Origin of the sequence: Klenkia marina, assembly GCF_900101025.1 — a bacterium.
Taxonomy (GTDB): Bacteria; Actinomycetota; Actinomycetes; order Mycobacteriales; family Geodermatophilaceae; genus Klenkia; species Klenkia marina.
In genome coordinates, this window is record NZ_FMUH01000005.1 from 269,931 (window position 1) to 286,435 (window position 16,505).

18 protein-coding genes are annotated in these 16,505 nt (G+C 74.4%); 5 read left to right on the plus strand and 13 right to left on the minus strand.

Annotated features, from left to right (window positions below):
• Positions 1-10: 10 nt before the first annotated feature.
• The 5 genes from BLP29_RS15735 to BLP29_RS15755 all read right to left on the minus strand — a co-directional run bounded on the left by BLP29_RS15735 (position 11) and on the right by BLP29_RS15755 (position 3,267).
• Positions 11-505: a phage holin family protein gene (locus BLP29_RS15735; RefSeq protein WP_092806183.1), complete on the minus strand. Its 495-nt coding sequence runs from the start codon at positions 503-505 to the stop codon at positions 11-13.
• Positions 502-1,314 (minus strand): hypothetical protein, encoded by an 813-nt coding sequence (locus BLP29_RS15740; RefSeq protein WP_092806185.1) that lies wholly within the window; start codon positions 1,312-1,314, stop codon positions 502-504. The genes BLP29_RS15735 and BLP29_RS15740 overlap by 4 nt, the downstream gene beginning before the upstream one ends.
• 26 nt (positions 1,315-1,340) lie before the next feature.
• Positions 1,341-1,538 (minus strand): hypothetical protein, encoded by a 198-nt coding sequence (locus tag BLP29_RS21070; RefSeq protein ID WP_165839401.1) that lies wholly within the window; start codon positions 1,536-1,538, stop codon positions 1,341-1,343.
• 55 nt (positions 1,539-1,593) lie between these two features.
• Positions 1,594-2,457, minus strand: a complete 864-nt coding sequence (locus tag BLP29_RS15750; RefSeq protein ID WP_092806189.1) for a manganese catalase — start codon at positions 2,455-2,457, stop codon at positions 1,594-1,596.
• A gap of 117 nt (positions 2,458-2,574) precedes the next feature.
• Positions 2,575-3,267: a sensor histidine kinase gene (locus BLP29_RS15755; RefSeq protein WP_092806191.1), complete on the minus strand. Its 693-nt coding sequence runs from the start codon at positions 3,265-3,267 to the stop codon at positions 2,575-2,577.
• Between the two features lie 74 nt (positions 3,268-3,341).
• Here BLP29_RS15755 and BLP29_RS15760 point away from each other — a divergent pair, with 74 nt between their 5' ends.
• From BLP29_RS15760 to BLP29_RS15770, 3 genes are all read left to right on the plus strand, one after another.
• Positions 3,342-4,040 (plus strand): response regulator transcription factor, encoded by a 699-nt coding sequence (locus BLP29_RS15760; RefSeq protein WP_092806193.1) that lies wholly within the window; start codon positions 3,342-3,344, stop codon positions 4,038-4,040.
• A gap of 230 nt (positions 4,041-4,270) precedes the next feature.
• A complete protein-coding gene (locus tag BLP29_RS15765) occupies positions 4,271-5,557 on the plus strand; it encodes an Nramp family divalent metal transporter (RefSeq protein WP_092806195.1) in 1,287 nt (428 codons plus the stop codon).
• A 23-nt stretch (positions 5,558-5,580) separates the two neighbouring features.
• Positions 5,581-6,705 carry a spore photoproduct lyase family protein gene (locus BLP29_RS15770; protein WP_243470013.1) on the plus strand — a complete coding sequence of 375 codons (1,125 nt, stop codon included), beginning with the start codon at positions 5,581-5,583 and terminating at the stop codon, positions 6,703-6,705.
• On the opposite strand, the gene BLP29_RS15775 is transcribed toward BLP29_RS15770, so the two are convergent.
• Positions 6,702-7,187, minus strand: coding sequence for a GNAT family N-acetyltransferase (locus BLP29_RS15775; protein ID WP_165839402.1), 486 nt, complete (start codon positions 7,185-7,187; stop codon positions 6,702-6,704). The two genes, BLP29_RS15770 and BLP29_RS15775, sit on opposite strands and share 4 nt — an antisense overlap.
• 181 nt (positions 7,188-7,368) lie before the next feature.
• On the opposite strand from BLP29_RS15775, the gene BLP29_RS21305 reads away from it, so the two are divergent.
• On the plus strand, positions 7,369-7,644 hold the full coding sequence (locus BLP29_RS21305) for an isoamylase early set domain-containing protein (protein ID WP_092806199.1): 276 nt from the start codon (positions 7,369-7,371) through the stop codon (positions 7,642-7,644).
• A gap of 50 nt (positions 7,645-7,694) precedes the next feature.
• Here the strand turns inward: BLP29_RS21305 and BLP29_RS15785 are convergent, their stop codons facing one another.
• Together BLP29_RS15785 and BLP29_RS15790 are read right to left on the minus strand one after the other, a co-directional pair.
• On the minus strand, positions 7,695-8,939 hold the full coding sequence (locus BLP29_RS15785) for a fatty acid desaturase family protein (protein WP_092806201.1): 1,245 nt from the start codon (positions 8,937-8,939) through the stop codon (positions 7,695-7,697).
• A 29-nt stretch (positions 8,940-8,968) separates the two neighbouring features.
• Positions 8,969-10,042, minus strand: a complete 1,074-nt coding sequence (locus tag BLP29_RS15790; protein ID WP_092806203.1) for a ferredoxin reductase — start codon at positions 10,040-10,042, stop codon at positions 8,969-8,971.
• A 120-nt stretch (positions 10,043-10,162) separates the two neighbouring features.
• Between BLP29_RS15790 and BLP29_RS15795 the strand changes: the two genes are divergently transcribed.
• Complete coding sequence (locus BLP29_RS15795) at positions 10,163-11,311, plus strand: PucR family transcriptional regulator (protein WP_207798530.1); 1,149 nt, start codon at positions 10,163-10,165, stop codon at positions 11,309-11,311.
• 20 nt (positions 11,312-11,331) lie between these two features.
• On the opposite strand, the gene BLP29_RS15800 is transcribed toward BLP29_RS15795, so the two are convergent.
• The 5 genes from BLP29_RS15800 to BLP29_RS15820 are packed head-to-tail and all read right to left on the minus strand — an operon-like array spanning position 11,332 to position 16,366.
• Positions 11,332-11,676: a glycerol dehydratase reactivase beta/small subunit family protein gene (locus BLP29_RS15800; RefSeq protein ID WP_092806207.1), complete on the minus strand. Its 345-nt coding sequence runs from the start codon at positions 11,674-11,676 to the stop codon at positions 11,332-11,334.
• Positions 11,673-13,559 carry a diol dehydratase reactivase subunit alpha gene (locus BLP29_RS15805; protein WP_092806209.1) on the minus strand — a complete coding sequence of 629 codons (1,887 nt, stop codon included), beginning with the start codon at positions 13,557-13,559 and terminating at the stop codon, positions 11,673-11,675. The genes BLP29_RS15800 and BLP29_RS15805 overlap by 4 nt, the downstream gene beginning before the upstream one ends.
• Positions 13,556-14,134 (minus strand): propanediol/glycerol family dehydratase medium subunit, encoded by a 579-nt coding sequence (locus tag BLP29_RS15810; RefSeq protein ID WP_092806211.1) that lies wholly within the window; start codon positions 14,132-14,134, stop codon positions 13,556-13,558. The genes BLP29_RS15805 and BLP29_RS15810 overlap by 4 nt, the downstream gene beginning before the upstream one ends.
• 1 nt (position 14,135) lies before the next feature.
• Complete coding sequence (locus BLP29_RS15815; protein ID WP_092806213.1) at positions 14,136-15,848, minus strand: propanediol/glycerol family dehydratase large subunit; 1,713 nt, start codon at positions 15,846-15,848, stop codon at positions 14,136-14,138.
• Positions 15,845-16,366 (minus strand): diol dehydratase small subunit, encoded by a 522-nt coding sequence (locus BLP29_RS15820; RefSeq protein ID WP_092806215.1) that lies wholly within the window; start codon positions 16,364-16,366, stop codon positions 15,845-15,847. The genes BLP29_RS15815 and BLP29_RS15820 overlap by 4 nt, the downstream gene beginning before the upstream one ends.
• Between the last annotated feature and the right edge of the window lie 139 nt (positions 16,367-16,505).

Below are 16,505 nucleotides of genomic sequence, written 5' to 3' on the forward strand. Positions count from 1 at the left end.
CTCTCGGGGGTCAGGAACGGGGGGTGACGGCGTCGGGGACCCGCTGGAGGGTCTCCACCGTGCGCTCGGGCGTGGGGTTGACGGTCTTCAGGCGCTTGCGGCCCAGGACGAACAGCACGGCGGCCACGACGCCCCAGACGAGGGCGACGATCAGCGCCGCCCAGCCCGCGGGGATGGCGCTGGCCAGCGCCGCCCACAGGGCGAGGCTGAGGAACAGCACGGTCAGGTGACCGGCGTAGCCGGCGCCGCCGAGCATCCCGGCGCCGGCGCCGGCCTTCTTGGCCTCGACGGTGAGCTCCGCCTTGGCCAGCGCGAGCTCCTGGCGCATGAGGGTCGACAGGTCGCGGCTGACGTCACCGATGAGCTTGCCGACCGGCACGCCCTCGACGTCGGGGTGGCCGTCCTCGGTCTGCCGGCCCATGCCGGCGTGCGGGGCGGCGGCCGCGCTGACGTCGGTCGGGCTGACGCCGGGGTGCTCGCCGTGGGCGCCGTAGGGGGTGCTCATGCCTGACCACCGCTGTAGGGCGAGGGCGGCACGGGGCTGTACCCGGTCACCGGGTCGTAGCCGGGGCCCGCGGACGGCGGGGTGGCCGGCGGCACCGCGGGCGGCAGGTCCGAGCCCCCGGCCGGCGCGACGACGGGGGGCGTGACGGGGGGCGTGACGGCGGGGGCGACCGGCGACGGCACGGCACCGGGCAGCGGTCCGGTCCCGGTGGTGACGTCGTGCGGCGGTGTCCCCGCGGTCCCCGGTGTCCCCGCGGTCCCCGGGGTGCCCGAGGACGACGCGGTGTCGTCCTTGTGCGCGGCGACGACGCCGGTGGTGAGCCGGCCGGCGAGCACGCCGGCCACGGCCGCGCCGACCAGGAACGCGCCCGGACGGCGGCGGGCGAAGCGGCGGACGTCCTCGAGCAGGTCACCGGGCTCGCGGTCGCGCAGGTGACCGGCCAGGCCCTCGACCCGGTCGGTGGCCTGGCGGAGCAGGTCGGTGGCCGGCCCGGAGCCGCCCTCGCCGTTGGTCAGCGAGCGCAGCTCGTCGGCCAGGGCACCGAGGCTCTCGGCCGCCTTCTGCTGGCCGGCGCGGGCCTGCTCGGTGGCCTGGCCGCGGCCCTGCTCGAGCAGGTCGGAGGCCTGCCGGCGGGCCTCACCGGTGACCTGCTTGGCCTGCTCGGCGGCGGTGCCGGCGACCTGCTGGGCGGCGCCGGCGGCGGACTGCCCGACCTGGGCAGCCTGGTCCTTCGCGACGTCCTTGGTGCTGCCGGGAGTGCTGTCGGTCGAGCTGGTGGTGTCGCCGGGGGCGTCGAGGGAGTGGGACATCTGTTCCTCCTGGGTGTACGGGTGGGTCAGGGGATCGCCGGCGCCGCGGCGGGCGCGGCGACCGGGACAGGGGCGCGGCGGTGGTGACAGACGGCCAGGCGGTGCAGCAGCCCCGCGGCCACGACGACGCCGGCCAGGGGCGAGGCCCCGGGGACCGCGACGGCGACGAGCACCGCGAGCGCCAGGATCAGCAGCAGGGGCAGCGAACGGGAGCTGGGGAGCACGGGGACACCTCGTCCATCGGTGGTGACGGGTCCTGCGGTGGGTGGGGCGGAGCGCCTACTTGAGGGCGTCCTTGGCCTTCTGCAGCAGGCCGGTCATGTCTGCCGGAGGCGTGCCGTACAGGCGGGGGTCGCCCGGCGGCAGGATCGGGGCGTCGGCGTGCGCGGCGATCGGGGCGGCCGAGAGCGTGTTGTCGCTGCCGTCCAGTGCCGGGCCGTTGGCCCAGCGGCCGGATGCGGCGTCCGGGCCGTCGGAGGCGTCGATGAACACGTGCGCGAACTCCGGCAGCTCCTCGTCGAGCGGGAACGCCTCGGGCACCGGGATGCCGTCCAGGCCGTCGGCCTTGAGCTCCTCCATAGCGGCGAGCCACTGCTGCTGGTGCATGTGGTCGCGGGTGAGCAGGAAGCGGAGCAGGTCCTTCACGCCGTGGTCGTCGGTCATGTTCCACAGGCGGGCGACCTGCAGGCGGCCCTGCATCTCGGCGGTGGCGTTGTAGGAGAAGTCGGCGAACAGGTTGCCGCTGGCGGTGACGTAGGCACCGGTCCAGGGGTTGCCCATGCTGTCCATGTAGGACGCGCCGCCGCCGTTGGCGATGGTGTGCTGCGGGTTGGTCATCCCGTAGCCGGCGGCCGCCTCCTTGGTGCGGTCGGCGGCGTCGGGCTTGAGCGGCGCGTGGTCCAGCAGCCGGTCGATCATCGTCACGATCATCTCGACGTGGGCGAGCTCCTCGGTGCCGATCGCCAGCAGCATGTCCTTGTACTTGCCGGGCAGGCGGCAGTTCCAGCCCTGGAGCAGGTACTGGGTGGCGACGGTCATCTCGCCCCACTGGCCACCGAGCACCTCCTGCATCTTGCGGGCGAAGTCGGCGTCGGGGCCGTCGGGCTTGGCCTCGAACTGCAGTGCGTGGGTGTGGGTGAACACGGGGTCTCCTGGGTGCTGGGTGGTGCTCGGCGTCGTGCACCGCGTCGCGGCCTCGACCCCTTCCTCCCCACCCCCGGTGGCCCACCGGGGCCGGTCGGTGGCCCCCGCGGGCCTGCTTCACCGGTCGGGCAGGTCGACCACCACGCTGAGGCCGGCGTCGTCCCGCCGGCAGCCCACCTGCCCGCCCAGCTCGTGGGTCTGCCGCTGCACCGACCACAGCCCCAGGCCGGTCAGGTCGGTCGGGGGCCGCTCGGCCTGCAGGTCGGCGACCACGCGGTCGGGCACGCCGTCCTGGGTCACCACGAGCCGCGCCCACCCGGGCCGGGCGCCCACGGCCAGCACCACCGGGCGCCCCTCGCCGTGCCGGTGGGCGTTCTCCAACAGGTTGGTCAGGATCCGCTGCACGCGGGCGTCCCCGACCAGCACCACGGCGGCGTCCGGCGCCATCGCCAGCCGCACCTGCCCGGCCGGCAGCCCCGAGGCCTGCAGGCTCGCCCGGACGACGTCGACCAGCGGGCGCGGCCACCCGCCGGGCAGCGCGCCGCCGGTGGCCACCGCGGTGCGCAGCATCGACACCAGGCTGTCGGCCTGGGCCAGGGCCAGCTCGGTGAGCTCGCTGCCGTCCTCGACCGGGTGCGGTCCGTCGAGGTGGGCCAGCAGCGCCCGCAGCGACGCCAACGGGGTGCCCAGGTCGTGGCACAGCGCCCGCAGGACGGCGTCCTGGGTGCTGATCGCGGGAGCCGCGCCGCGCCGGCGCATGCGCGACCGCCACCGCGGCGGGGCGGGCGGTGTGTCGAGGCCGATCGTCACGGATACACCTCCCCCTGCGGTGTCCCGGGCCAGCCACGCCCGAGGCCACCCCGTGACCCCGGTGAGGACAGCACGTGCACCCCGATCCCCACGCTGCACCACCCCCGGCGGCGACGACGGACGCGCGCCCCGTCGACGTCGTCCTGGTCGACGACCACGCCCTGTTCAGCCGCGGGCTGGCCGCCCTGCTGCCCGTGGTGAGCAGCGGCCGGGTGCGCGTCGTCGGCACGACCGACGACGCCTCGGCCGCCGCGGCCCTGGTGCGCCGCGCGCAGGCCGACCTGGCGCTGGTGGACCTCTCGATGCCCCCGCCCGGCGGGGTGCGGGCCATCCAGGCCATCCGCCGCACCGCACCGGGTGTGCGCGTGGTGGCCCTGTCGGGCACCCCCGACGAGGACGAGCAGCTCGAGTCGCTGCGGGCCGGGGCGGAGTCGTTCCTGCCCAAGACCAGCGACCCCGAGGCGCTGGTGCCCCCGCTGCTGGCACTGCTGCAGGGCTGGTCGGTCGTGCCCACGGCGCTGCTGCACCGCATGCTGGCCGACGCCGCGCCCCGGGAGGACCAGGGCGTGCTCGGCCGGCTGTCCGCCGACGACCGGCGGCTGTGGCGGCTGGTGGCCGCGGGGACGTCGACGCTGGACATCGCGCTGGCCCTGCACGTCTCCGAGCGCACCGCCAAGCGGCTGGTGGCCGGTCTGCTGCGGCAGCTGCGGGTGAGCAGCCGCACCGAGGCGGCGGCGCTGGCTGGTCGGGTGGGGCTGGATCCGCAGCACTAGGTCGGTGGACGGGGTGCGGGGTGGCGGCATCGGTGGTCCTCGCGGCGTCGTGGGGCAGGACGGCCGCGGGCTGGACCTCGGGTGGACGACTCGAGCCCACCGCACCTCGGCGCCCACGGCCACCCGGGGCGTGACCTTGGCCCGGCCGTGCCACGTTCCGCTGTCGAGGTTTGGCCCGCGAGGGCCACCGCCCGGCCCCCGCGGGCCCCTGCCCCGGGCACGGAGAGGGCGTGTTCCTCAGCCGCGTCGAGGCCGCCACGCTGCCGCCCCCCGCTCCCCAGCGACCCGCACCCCGACCCGCTGCTGCCCGACGTGCGCGGTTGTGGCCCATGCTCGGCCCGGCCTTCGTCGCGGCGATCGCCTACGTCGACCCGGGCAACGTGGCCACCAACGCCACGGCCGGGGCCTCCTTCGGCTACACGCTGCTGTGGGTGGTCGTGGCGGCGAACGTGCTGGCCGTGCTGGTGCAGACGCTCACCGCCAAGCTGGGGCTGGCCACCGGGCGCGACCTGGCCACGCTGTGCCGGCTGACCCTGCCGAAGCCGCTGACCCGCCTGCTCTGGGCGCAGGCCGAGGTGGTCGCGATCGCCACCGACCTGGCCGAGATCGTCGGCGGCGCCGTGGCGCTGAACCTGCTGTTCGGCATCCCGCTGCCGATCGGCGGGTTGCTCACCGCCGGCGTCGCCTTCGCACTGCTGGGCCTGCAGCGGTTCGGCCACCGGCCGTTCGAGCGGGCGGTGACCGGGTGCCTGCTCGTGATCGCCGCCGGCTTCGGCTACACGATGGTCGACGCCGGGGTCGACCCCGCCGGCGTCGTCGCGGGGCTGGCGCCCACGCCGCTGACGGGGGACGCCGCGGTGCTCGCGGTCGGCATCCTGGGCGCCACCGTGATGCCGCACGTCGTCTACGTGCACTCCGCTCTGACCCCGGGCCGCTACGGGGACGCCGTGACCGCCGGGCGCACCCGGGCCGGGCGGGGCCGGCTGCTGCGCGCCCAGCGGCTCGACGTCCTGCTGGCGATGGTGCTGGCCGGGCTGGTCAACGCCGTCCTGCTGGTGGTGGCGGCCGGGCTGTTCGCCGGCCAGGGCGAGCAGAGCCTGGAGAGCGTGCACGCCGGGCTGGCCGAGCAGTCGGGCCAGGGTGCCTCGATCGCGTTCGCGCTGGCCCTGCTGGCGTCGGGGTTCGCGGCGTCCTCGGTCGGCACGCACGCCGGCCAGGTGGTGATGGCCGGGTTCCTGCAGAAGCACATCCCCGTGCTGCTGCGCCGCACCATCACCGTCGCGCCGGCCGTGGGCCTGCTGGTGTGGGGCGCGGACCCCACCACGGCACTGGTCTGGTCGCAGGTGGTGCTCAGCTTCGGCATCCCGTTCGCGCTGGTGCCGCTGGTGTGGCTCACGGCCCGCCGCTCGGTCATGGGCGCCTGGGTCAACCGTGCGACGACGACGGCCGCCGCCGTCCTGGTGGCGGTCGCGGTCACCGCGCTGAACGCCTGGCTCGTCGTCGACGTGTTGACCTGACCGCGGCGGGGCATTCCCTGCGGGTGTCCCAGCCGAGCCTGTTCGACGAGCTGGACGACGCCGAGGCCCGGGCCGCGGAGACCCCGGTGGAGAACCGGCTGCTGCAGGTGCGGCGGATCTACGCCGAACCCGCCGCCGCGGCGTCCCCGCGGGGCCGGCAGGTGCTCGCCCGCTTCCCGGCCGCCGAGGTGGTCGAGGTCGCCAGCCACTGGGGCGTGCCCGAGCTGCACGGCAACGCCGGCAACGTCGAGCGCTGGGTGCGGGTGAAGACCGAGACGCTGGTGCTCGGGGTGAAGAAGTCCATCGCCACCCGCGAGAACGGCCGATCGGCGAACTGGATCGCCCCGTCGGCGGCCAACGGCTGCGCGATGGCCTGCGCCTACTGCTACGTGCCCCGCCGCAAGGGCTACGCCAACCCGATCACCGTGTTCACCAACATCGAGCAGATCACCGCGCACCTGCGCCGGCACGTCGCGAAGCTGGGCCCGAAGCCCGAGCCCGACCAGTGCGACCCCGCGGCCTGGGTCTACGACGTCGGCGAGAACGGCGACTGCTCGGTCGACGCCGTGGTCAGCGACAACGTGGCCGACCTGGTGGCGCTGTTCGCCGAGCTGCCCACGGCCAAGGCGTCGTTCGCGACGAAGTGGGTCAACCGGCAGCTGCTGGACCTCGACCCGCGCGGGCGCACCCGCATCCGGTTCTCGGTCATGCCCGACGACGACGCCCGGTTGCTCGACGTGCGCACCAGCCGGGTGGCCGAGCGGATCGCTGCGGCCGACGACTTCGTCGCCGCCGGGTACGAGGTGCACCTCAACCTCTCACCCGTCGTGCTGCGGGAGGGCTGGGAGGCCGACTGGACGGCGCTGCTGCAGCAGCTGTCCGACGTCCTCGACCCCGCCACCCGCGCGCAGGCCGCCGCCGAGGTGATCATGCTGACCCACAACGAGGCGCTGCACGAGGTCAACCTGGGTTGGCACCCGCAGGCCGAGGCGGCGCTGTGGCGCCCGGACCTGCAGGAGGTCAAGACCTCGCAGAACGGCCAGCTCAACGTGCGCTACCGGGCCGACGTCAAGCGGGCGGCGGTGGCCCGGCTCCGGGGGCTGATCGCGCAGCACGCCCCCTGGTTGACGGTCCGGTACGCCTTCTAGGCGACGTCCCGGCGGTAGACCAGCAGGTCGGTGCCCGGGACCGGCGACCAGTCGCGCTCGGGCAGCCGGGTGAACCCCAGCCGCTCGTAGAGCCGGTGCGCGGCGGTCATGCGCGGGTCGGTCGACAGCACCATCGCGGTCTTGCCGGCGTCCGCCGCGCGCTGCAGGCAGGCTCGCACCAGGGCCTCGCCGATGCCCCGACCACGCACGGTCGTGTCCACGACGAGCATCCGGAACGCCGCCTCGTGCGGGCCCTCGGTCACCTCGCCGAACTCGCCGTCGAGCACCAGGGCCACGCTGCCGACGAGGGCGCCGTCGAGCCGGGCGACCAGCAGGTGCGACTGCGCGGCACGACCGGCGACGTCGGCCAGCTTCTCCTGGTACTCCGGCGGCGCCCACCCCTGCGACACGTAGGTCTGCACCGTGAGGTCGGCGATGGCGGGGAAGTCGGCGGGCTGCGCGGGTTCGACGACGAGGGTCACGCGGTGCGACGGTAGCCCGCGCTCCCCACCCGTCCCACACGCCCCAGATCGACGGCGCCGCCGGTGTGGCGAGCGGACCGGTCCGCCCGTCGTCCCTAGGTTCACGAGCACGCCACCGCAGGACCGGCCGCCGAAGCCCGGACCGACGCCCCGAGCCCACCGCCACCACCCGGAGTACACCGTGATCCGTCTGAAGAAGTCCCCCGCCGACGTCGCCGTCACCTTCGCCCTCGCCGAGGAGGCCATCACCGGCCCCGTCTCGGTCGTCGGCGACTTCAACGGCTGGACGCCGGGCACGCACACGCTGAAGAAGCGCAGCAACGGCACCCGCAGCATCGTCGTCAAGCTGCCCGTCGGCGAGCAGGTCCGCTTCCGCTACCTCGCCGACGGCGGCGTGTGGCTGGACGACCCGACCGCGCACGCGCACGACGAGCAGGGCTCGCTGCTCCACCTCTGAACGGGTACGACGAAGCCCCCACCGGGATCCGGTGGGGGCTTCGTCGTACCTCAGGCTGCTGCGGCGGCCTCGGTGGCCTGGCGGGCCCGGGTCGCCGAGATGCGCTGCGCGCGGTCGTAGACCCGGCGCACCTTGGGCCCACCGGTGGTGAGCTTGTAGAGCAGGGCGACCTGCTCGGGGGCGTTCTTGGCGGTGGTCGCGGCCATCCAGCCGTTGGGCAGCGAGAGCCGGAAGACCTTGTGCCACGCGCTCGCGACCTGCTTGGGCAGCGAGGCGGTGTGGTAGCGCAGGCCGTACTCGTCGAAGATCGCCTTCACCTTCGGCGCGATCTCGGCGTACCGGTTGCTGGGCAGGTCGGGGAACAGGTGGTGCTCGACCTGGTGCGACAGGTTGCCGGTCATGGTGTGCATGGCCTTCGAGCCCGAGATGTTGGCCGAGCCCAGCATCTGGCGCAGGTACCACTCACCGCGGGTCTCGCCCTCGATGGAGGTCTTCTCGTAGGTCTCGACGCCCTCGGGGAAGTGCCCGCACATGATCACCGAGTGCGACCACAGGTTGCGCACCAGGTTGGCGACGAAGTTGGCGGCCAGGGTCGGCACGAAGCTCGGGCCCGACAGCGCGGGGTGCACCAGGTAGTCCTTGGTGGCCTGCTTGCGGATCTTCTTCAGCACCTGCTTGGCGGCGGCCTTGAACTTCGGGTCGTTGCGCCGCTCCTTGGTCGCCAGGTTCTTGCCCAGCTCGAGGTCGTAGGCGGCGATGCCGTACTCGAAGAAGCAGGCGTTGACGAAGTTCCACAGCGGCTGCGCCAGGTACAGCGGGATCCACTTCTGGTCCTCGTCGACCCGCATGATCCCGTAGCCGAGGTCGTTGTCCTTGCCGATCACGTTGGTGTACGTGTGGTGCAGCTCGTTGTGCGAGTGCTTCCACTGCTCGGCGGGGCTGGCCATGTCCCACTCCCACGTCGTGGAGTGGATCTTCGGGTCGCGCATCCAGTCCCACTGGCCGTGCAGGATGTTGTGGCCGATCTCCATGTTCTCCAGGATCTTGGCCACGCTCAGGCCGGCCGTCCCGATGATCCAGGCCGGGGGGAACTTGCTCAGCAGCAGCACCGCGCGGCTGGCCAGCTCGAGCTTGCGCTGGACGTCGATGACCTTGCGGATGTAGGCCGCGTCGTCGGCGCCGCGGCTGTCGACGACCTCCTGGCGGATCGTGTCGAGCCGACGGCCGATCTCCTCGACGTCCTCGGCGGACAGGTGGGCGACCGGGTTGTCGGACTTCTTCTGCAGGGCGGTCATGTCGCTCTCCTCAGCTCGGGGAACAGGGGTCAGTGGTCGATGTCGCAGGCGCCGGCCGCGGCGCTGATGCAGGTCTGCACCAGCACGCCGTCGCCGGGGGCGGCGACGGTGAGCTCGCCGTTGCGGATGTCGCGGACGGCGCCCTCGCGCAGCGGGAGGACGCAGCCGTAGCAGATGCCCATGCGGCAACCGCTGGGCATGATCAGCCCGGCCTCCTCGGCGGCGTCCAGGATCGGCGTGGCGCCGTCGGACTCCACCGTCGTGCCGGTCTTGTTGTAGGTGACCGAGCCGCCCTCGCCGGTGACGAGGACCCGCGGACGGAACTGCTCGATGAGCAGCTGGTCGGCGATGCCCTCGGCGGCCCAGTGCTCCTCGAGCGCCTCGAGCAAACCGGCCGGGCCGCAGGCCCAGGTGGTGCGCTCGTGCAGGTCGGGCACGAGGTCGGCCAGCTCGGCGGGCTTGAGGAAGCCGTCGCGCTCGGTGTGCCGCTCGACCAGCCGCAGCCGACCGGAGGCGGCCATCGCCCGCAGCTCGGGGCCGAAGACGACGTCGTCGGCGGTGGGCGCGGAGTGCACCAGGACGGCGTCGGGCAGCTCGTCGAGGTGGTTGCGCAGCATGCCCATCACCGGCGTGATGCCGGAGCCGGCGGTGACGAAGAGCGCCTTCGCCGGCCGCTGCGCCGGGAGGGTGAACTCACCGGTGGCCTGGTCGAGCTGGACGACGGTGCCCGGCTGCAGCTCGCGGACGACGTGGGTGCTGACCTTGCCGTCGGGGATGGCCTTGACGCAGATGCTGATGGTGCCGTCGGTGGCCGCCCGGTCGGAGGTGACCGAGTAGGCCCGCCACTGCCGGACGCCGTCGACGTCGACCCCGATGCGGATGTACTGGCCGGGCACGTGCTCGCGCCAGCCACGACCGGGCTTGATCACCACGGTGACGGCGTCGGCGGTCTCGTGGCGCTTGGCCACGACCTTGCCGCGCAGGTCCGCGCCGCTGCGCAGGGGGATGAACAGGTCGAGGTAGTCGCGGGGCAGCAGCGGGGTGGTGGCGGCCTCCACGAGGCGCGTCACGCGGTCGCGCAGCCCGAGTCCGGTCGAGGTCATGGATCGATGATGTCCTACACAGGGGGGTGAACACCTGTGCCTCCGACGTGAATCGAGGAGTAGTTTTCACCCTCTGCGAACAACGATTCGGGGAACTCCCCGGTCAGCGAGGAGGTGCCGGTGCCCGAGACCCGCACGCTGTCCCCCACCGTGGCCCACGCGATCCGCCGCGAGCTGCCCCAGGTCGCCGAGGCCACGGTGGCCACCATCGTCGCCGAGGTGCCCGCGTACGCCGACGCCTACGCCGACGGCATGAGCGCCACCATCGAGAACGCGGTGCAGCTGGCGCTGGGCGGGTTCCTGGAGCTGGCCACCACCCGCGGCGCGGCGGCCGCCGACACCCCGATCCAGCCCGCGCTGGACGCCTCCTACCGGCTGGGCCGCGGCGAGGCCCGGGGTGGCCGGTCGATGGACGCCCTGCTGGCCGCCTTCCGGGTGGGCGCCCGGGTGGCCTTCCGCGGTCTGGCCGACCGGGCCGTGGCCGCCGGGTTGTCCGCGGCCCAGCTGGCCCGGTTCGCCGAGCTCGTCTTCGCCTACATCGACGCGCTCACCGCGGCCAGCGTCGCCGGGCACAGCGACGAGCGGCAGGCCAGCGGCCGGGTGCGCAGCCAGCTGCTGGAGAAGCTCGGGCTGCGGCTGCTGGCCGCCGCGCCGCACGACGAGCTGGTGGCCGCCGCCGAGCGGGCCGACTGGGCTCCCCCGCGCACGCTGACCGCTGTCCTGCTGCCGGCCTCCCGGGTGCGCGGGGCCCTGGCCCTGCTGGACGACCGCACGCTGCAACCCGGCGACGACGACGTCTCGGTGCTGCTGGTGCCCGACGCCGAGGGGCCCGCACGCGCTGCGCTGCTGCGGGCGCTGGAGGGCAAGGAGGCCGTCGTCGGCCCGCCCCGGCCGTGGACCGACGCCGCGGCCTCCCACCGCCGGGCCGTCCGGGTGCTGGAGCTGGACCCGACCGCACCCGGTCCGACGCCCGTGGACACCCAGCACCGGCTGTGCGAGCTGGTGCTGCACGCCGACGAGGACGCGCTCGCCGACCTGCGCGCCGCCGCGCTCGCCCCGCTCGACGAGCTGACCGGGGGTGCGCGCGAGAAGCTCACCGAGACCCTGCGGGCCTGGCTGCTGCACCACGGACGACGGGACGCCGTCGCCGCCGAGCTGTTCGTGCACCCGCAGACCGTGCGCTACCGCATGGGCCAGCTGCGCGAGCTGTACGGCGACCGCCTGGAGGACCCCCGCACCGTCCTGGAGCTGACCCTCGCCCTGGCCTGACCCTCGCCCTGGCCTGACCGTCACACCAGCGGGAGGCCGGTGACCACCCGGGCGGCGACGCGGCCGGCGCGGCGCCAGTCGACGGCCGCACCGCCGACCACCTCGAGCGCGGGGTGGTCGGCGGGCAGCTGGGCGTGGTGCACGGCGACCGCGCCCTCGGCGGTCACCCCGACGCCCACCGACAGCCGCGAGTCACGGGCCGCCGCGTGGGCCAGCTGCACCGCCCCGTACGCCGAGCCCGGCCGGCTGCGCAGCGGGACACCCTCCTCCTCCGCGCCGGCGGCCACCTCGCGCAGCACCTCCGCCGGCGCCCCGGGCTCGTGCTCCAGCACGAGCGCCGGCGGCTCGACCCGCTCCTGCCTCACCCGCTGCCCCGCTCGGGCGCAGCATCCTGGGCGTGGGCGGCGACGAGCCCCGAGGCGACCGCGTTGCGCGGGCCCTGGTCGCCCAGCACGTTGCCGGTGCCGCAGACGACGCCGTGCTCGGCGAGGGCGTCGGCCACCAGGTCGGGGATCTCGAAGTCCAGCGCCGAGCCACCGAGCAGCACGACGAACTCCAGCCGGCGCAGGTCGCCGTCGGGGGCGACCTGCCGCAGGGCCCGCAGCGTGTTGACCACGAACACCCGTCGCTTGGCCTCCCGGCGCACCCGCCGGACGGCGTCCAGGCCGTGCCGCGTGCCGATCGGCACCGGGCCCTCCGGGCCGAGCACCACCACCCGGGCGAACACGTGGGCCGGCAACGGCTGGTCGAAGAACTGCACGGTGCCGTCCTCGTGCCGCACGTGGAAGAAGCTCTCCACCTTCGCCAGCGGCCAGCGCTTGACCAGCTCGGCCACCTCGCGGTCGTCGAGGGCCAGCTCGCTGTCGACCAGCTTGGTGACCAGCTCCCCCGCCCCCGCCACGTGCACGGCGGTGCAGACGCCGTCGGCGGACAGCGAGGCCGCGTCGGTGGACCCGCCACCCAGGTCGACCACCACCACCGGTGCCCGGGTGCCCGGCGTCGTGAGCGCGCCGAGCACGGCCATCTCGCCCTCCACGCCGCCGATCACGGCCTCGGCGCCGAGCTCGGCGGCGACCTGCGAGGCCACGGCCTGCATGCGGCTGCGGCTGGTGCGCACCATCGCCGCCAACCCGACCGCGTTCTCCAGCGTGATCTCCCCGGCCAGCCCCCCGCGCACCTCGGCCGGCACGAAGGTGTCCACGGCCAGCACGTCGCGGATGGCGCAGTCGACCGCATCGCCCTCACCCGCGCCCTCCCCCGCGCCCTCCCCCGCGCCGTCGCCCATCGTGTCGGCCATCGTGTCGCGGACCGCGGCGAGCATGCCGCCCACGTGGGTGCCGGGCTCGCCGTGGGCGTCGCGCAACGGCTGCACCCGGGCCAGCGCGGCCATGATCGCCTCGGCGCCGGCGTCCACGTCGACCTTCGTCGTGCGCACCTCGCCGCGCAGCTCCAGCACGCCCACCGGGATCCGCCGGTCGGTCACGTCCCCCGCCGGGGTGCGGACGACGACCGCCGACCGGTTGCCGGTCAGCGCCCGGGCCACCGGGGACACCTGCCGGGTCTGGTCGGGGTCCAGCTCGAACACCGTCGCGATGCCGTAGGTGTTCGAGAGCGTGCGGATGGTGCGGCCCGGCGCGGCGACCTCCACCGCGGCGCGCATGCCCAGCGGCACCTTCTCCACCGCCGACACCTCGTCGACCACCGGGACCGGCCGCGCGAGCCGGTTGGTCACCAGCACCGCGTCGTCCCCGGCGAGGACGGCGGCGACCACCGGCACCCCGCGGGCGGCGGCGGCGTTCAGCGCCGCGGCGACGTCGTCGAAGTCCCAGCCCGGCGGGACGACGACGACCGCGGGCTCGGCGACCGGGTGCTCGGCGAGGTCGAGCACCGACACCGTGGTGCCGACGCCGAGGCCCTCGCCGCCCGGGGTGGCCGGGTTGTGCCCGATCATGGTGGACTCGGTGATCACGGTCTCGGTGATGGTCTCCATCGCCAGCCCGCTGATCACCGGGGTCGCCTCGTTGAGCAGCACCCGGTCCAGCTCGTCCGAGCGCCGTCCGGCGGCGGCCAGCACCCGACCCACCGCGGTCAGCGCGCCCCGGGTGGAGGCCGGGGTGCCCTTCACCCCGGTGGTCCGGGTCAGCGCGGTGCCCAGGTGGGTCACCGCGCCGCCCGGGCCGACCAGGGCCAGGCACGCCTCGGTGGTGGAGTTGCCGATGTCGACGCCGACGACGAGCCGGTCGCTCACCGGGAGATGGTCACCTCGAGCTCGACCGGGCCGGCGTCGGCCCGGATGCACTCGAACTCCTTGAGGTGCAGCAGCGCGGCCTTGGCCTGCCAGCGGGGGCGGGCCATCTGGTCGTTGCGCGTGGGCACCGGCTGCGGCGACTGGCCCTTCGCGTACTGCGCGGCGTTGGACCCGATCGCGCGGAACACCGGGGCGTCCAGCAGCGGCGACTGCGGGAAGAGCTCGAGGTTCGACAGCCGGGGCAGGTCCTTCTGGTGGATCATCGCCGTCCCGCGCGAGAGCAGCCCGACCGAGACGCCGGAGCCCGACAGCCGGGCGGCGATGTGGGACACCGCGGCCAGGTCCGCCGTGCCCCAGACCCGGACCACGCGCACCCCCACGCCCTGCTCCTCGATGCCGGCCATCAGCTGGCGCAGCACCTCGGCGTGCGGCACGCCCACGATGGTCTGGGTGAACGGGTCGCCGAAGGCCGGGGACACCGCGATGACCACCTCGTCGGGCCGGGTGCCGCGGGTGGCGGGGCCGGTCTCGCGCAGGGTGAGCGTGCGCTCGGCGGGGGCGTCCAGGGTCGTCATCTCAGTCCACCTCGGTCTCGGGGTCGGTGGCGGAGGTGACGTGCCGGAGCTTCTTGAGCTCCTCCCACCGCTCACCCTGCAGCCGGTAGCCGGTGCCCGGGCCGGCGTAGTCGTTGGCGTCGTTGATCGCCGACAGCGGCGTGAAGTCCGCCGTCAGCACCGCGGCGGTCTGCAGCAGGTCCCCCGACACCCGCTGCCGCAGCACGGTGAGCAGGTTCTCGGCCACGTCGTGGAAGCCGGTGGCCTCCAGCCCGCGCACCAGGTCCAGCCCGGTCACCCCGCGGTCCATGACCTGCTGGGCGCCGGTGAGGTCGGCCAGCACGTCGCGGAACGGGTAGTCGTTGGAGCTGTTGGCGTACGTGGCCGCCTCGACCTCCTCGTCGGTGATCCGGGGCAGCTCGAGGTGCTCGAACAGCGCCTGGAGCACCCGCGCCGCCTTGGCCCGCACCGCGAGGACCTCGGGCTCCCGCACGTGCCGCAGGCCGCCGTCCACCTGCAGGTCGCGCTGGATGGTGTTCCAGTCGTCGTAGTCGTCGGTGTCGAAGTTCGAGCCGGCGAACATGTTGTCGGAGTTGGGGACGGCGGAGTACCCCGAGCAGACGAAGTCGGTGCCGGGCAGCAGCTGGGGCAGCATCCGGGCGGTGCGGCGCATCGCCGAGTGGGAGAAGGACTGGTCGTTCCCCGACGCGCACTCCAGGTCCATCATCGAGGCGACCAGGTTCTCCGCGGCGACCGCACGGATCCCGCCGGGGACCGCGCCCGGGACGCCGATGCAGCTGATCGACCCGTTCTGCAGGCCCTGCACGCCGGCGCCCTTGGCCATGAGGATGCAGCGGATCTCGAGGTAGAGCATCGAGCGGCCCTCGGCGTTGCCCATCTGCACCTCGGACCCGGTGCCCGAGGTGAAGCGCATCTTGATGCCGCGCGAGGCGTAGGCCGAGGCCAGGAACGTCTTGGACCACGGGGTGTCGTCGCCGTCGACGAACACCGACTCGGTGCCGTAGATCGAGATGGTCTCGGCGTAGGCGGTGATGCCGCGCATGCCCAGCTCGAGCTCGGTGGCCTCCTCCAGCGCGCACTGGGTGAGCACTCCCCCACGCCCGACCTGGCCGCCGACCTGCAGCGCGATCGCGACCAGCGGGGCGTACCGGACGACACCGAGGGTGGTCTCCAGTTCGGCGAACCCGCGCAGCGCGCCCTCGGCGGCGTCCACGGCGACCTGCAGCGGGTTGTCCCGGGCGCTGGTGGAGTGCGCCTGGTTGGCCGGGGTGCGGCGGGCCCGCATCTTCTGCATCCCCTGCATGATCTCGACGACGTTCATCAGCTTGACGACGTCGAGCACCTTCGCCGGGGTGAGCCCGCGGGTCACCGCGATGACCTCGGCGCGGGAGACCCCGGGGTCGATGAGCATTCGGGCGATCTGCACCGAGGGCAGCGCCATGGAGGCCTCGGTGGTGGCCACGTCGATCGCGTGGTCGGCGATGAAGCTGTCCATGAAGTCGAAGTCGGCCCGGGCCCGGCCGTCGAGCTCGGTGATCACGCCGTCCGCGACGCGCACGCTCGGCTGCGGGTCGAAGTCGCTCTCCATCGCGACCAGGCCCTTCTCGGGCCACTCCTCGACGAACCCGTCGAGGTTGACCGGGCGCGCCTCCAGGGCCTCGGTGCGCAGCGAGCGCCGCGCCTGCTCGGTCGGCCGCGGTGCGACGGCGGTCATGACGGGCTCCCGGGGGTGGTCTCGTCGGCGGCGACGGCAGGGGTGACGGCGTCCGGGCTGGTGGCGGCGGTCGCGGCGTCCTCGGGCTCGTCGTCGGCCAGCAGCCGGCGGCGGCCGTAGACCTCGGCGGCCTCGCGCACCAGGGCGGCCGACACCGGCGCCGAGTACGTCGACTCCAGCCGGTCGGCCATCGCGGTGAGCTGCGCGGCCGTCGACGCCCGCGGGCGCAGCGCGTTGTACATGCTCAGCACCTCGGCGTCGGGGATCGCGGTCATCTCCGCGGCTCGCCGGAAGTTCGCCGCCAGCTGCGGGCGGCCGCTGGCGTCGGCCAGCTGGGCCTGCAGCTCGAGGGTCTCGGGGGCGATCCGGAGGTCCTCGGCGGTGAGCTCGCCGGAGACGACGGCGTCCATGGTCAGGGCGGTGACCGGCTTGCCCGTGGGGGTGCGCAGCAGCTCGGGCCGGTTGGTCGACAGCGGGTAGTCCGCGACGGTCAGCGTGGGTGGTGCGGGGGTGCTCATGCGGGGTGCTCCTGGGGTCGACGACGTCCTGGGGGCGGTTCCGGTGGGTGCTCCGCGCGACTGTGACAGCCGACACGTTCCGCGTTCGTTGCCTCGTCCCGGGGGCTGGTCTGCACGCCGCGCAGGGGTTCTCATGTGC

Coding starts and splice junctions, on each gene's coding strand:
- BLP29_RS15735 (WP_092806183.1), bottom strand. CDS start 505: ATGAGCACCCCCTACGGCGCCCACGGCGAGCACCCCGGCGTCAGCCCG.
- BLP29_RS15740 (WP_092806185.1), bottom strand. CDS start 1,314: ATGTCCCACTCCCTCGACGCCCCCGGCGACACCACCAGCTCGACCGAC.
- BLP29_RS15785 (WP_092806201.1), bottom strand. CDS start 8,939: ATGACCGCCCTGCAGAAGAAGTCCGACAACCCGGTCGCCCACCTGTCC.
- BLP29_RS15790 (WP_092806203.1), bottom strand. CDS start 10,042: ATGACCTCGACCGGACTCGGGCTGCGCGACCGCGTGACGCGCCTCGTG.
- BLP29_RS15810 (WP_092806211.1), bottom strand. CDS start 14,134: ATGACGACCCTGGACGCCCCCGCCGAGCGCACGCTCACCCTGCGCGAG.
- BLP29_RS15815 (WP_092806213.1), bottom strand. CDS start 15,848: ATGACCGCCGTCGCACCGCGGCCGACCGAGCAGGCGCGGCGCTCGCTG.
- BLP29_RS15820 (WP_092806215.1), bottom strand. CDS start 16,366: ATGAGCACCCCCGCACCACCCACGCTGACCGTCGCGGACTACCCGCTG.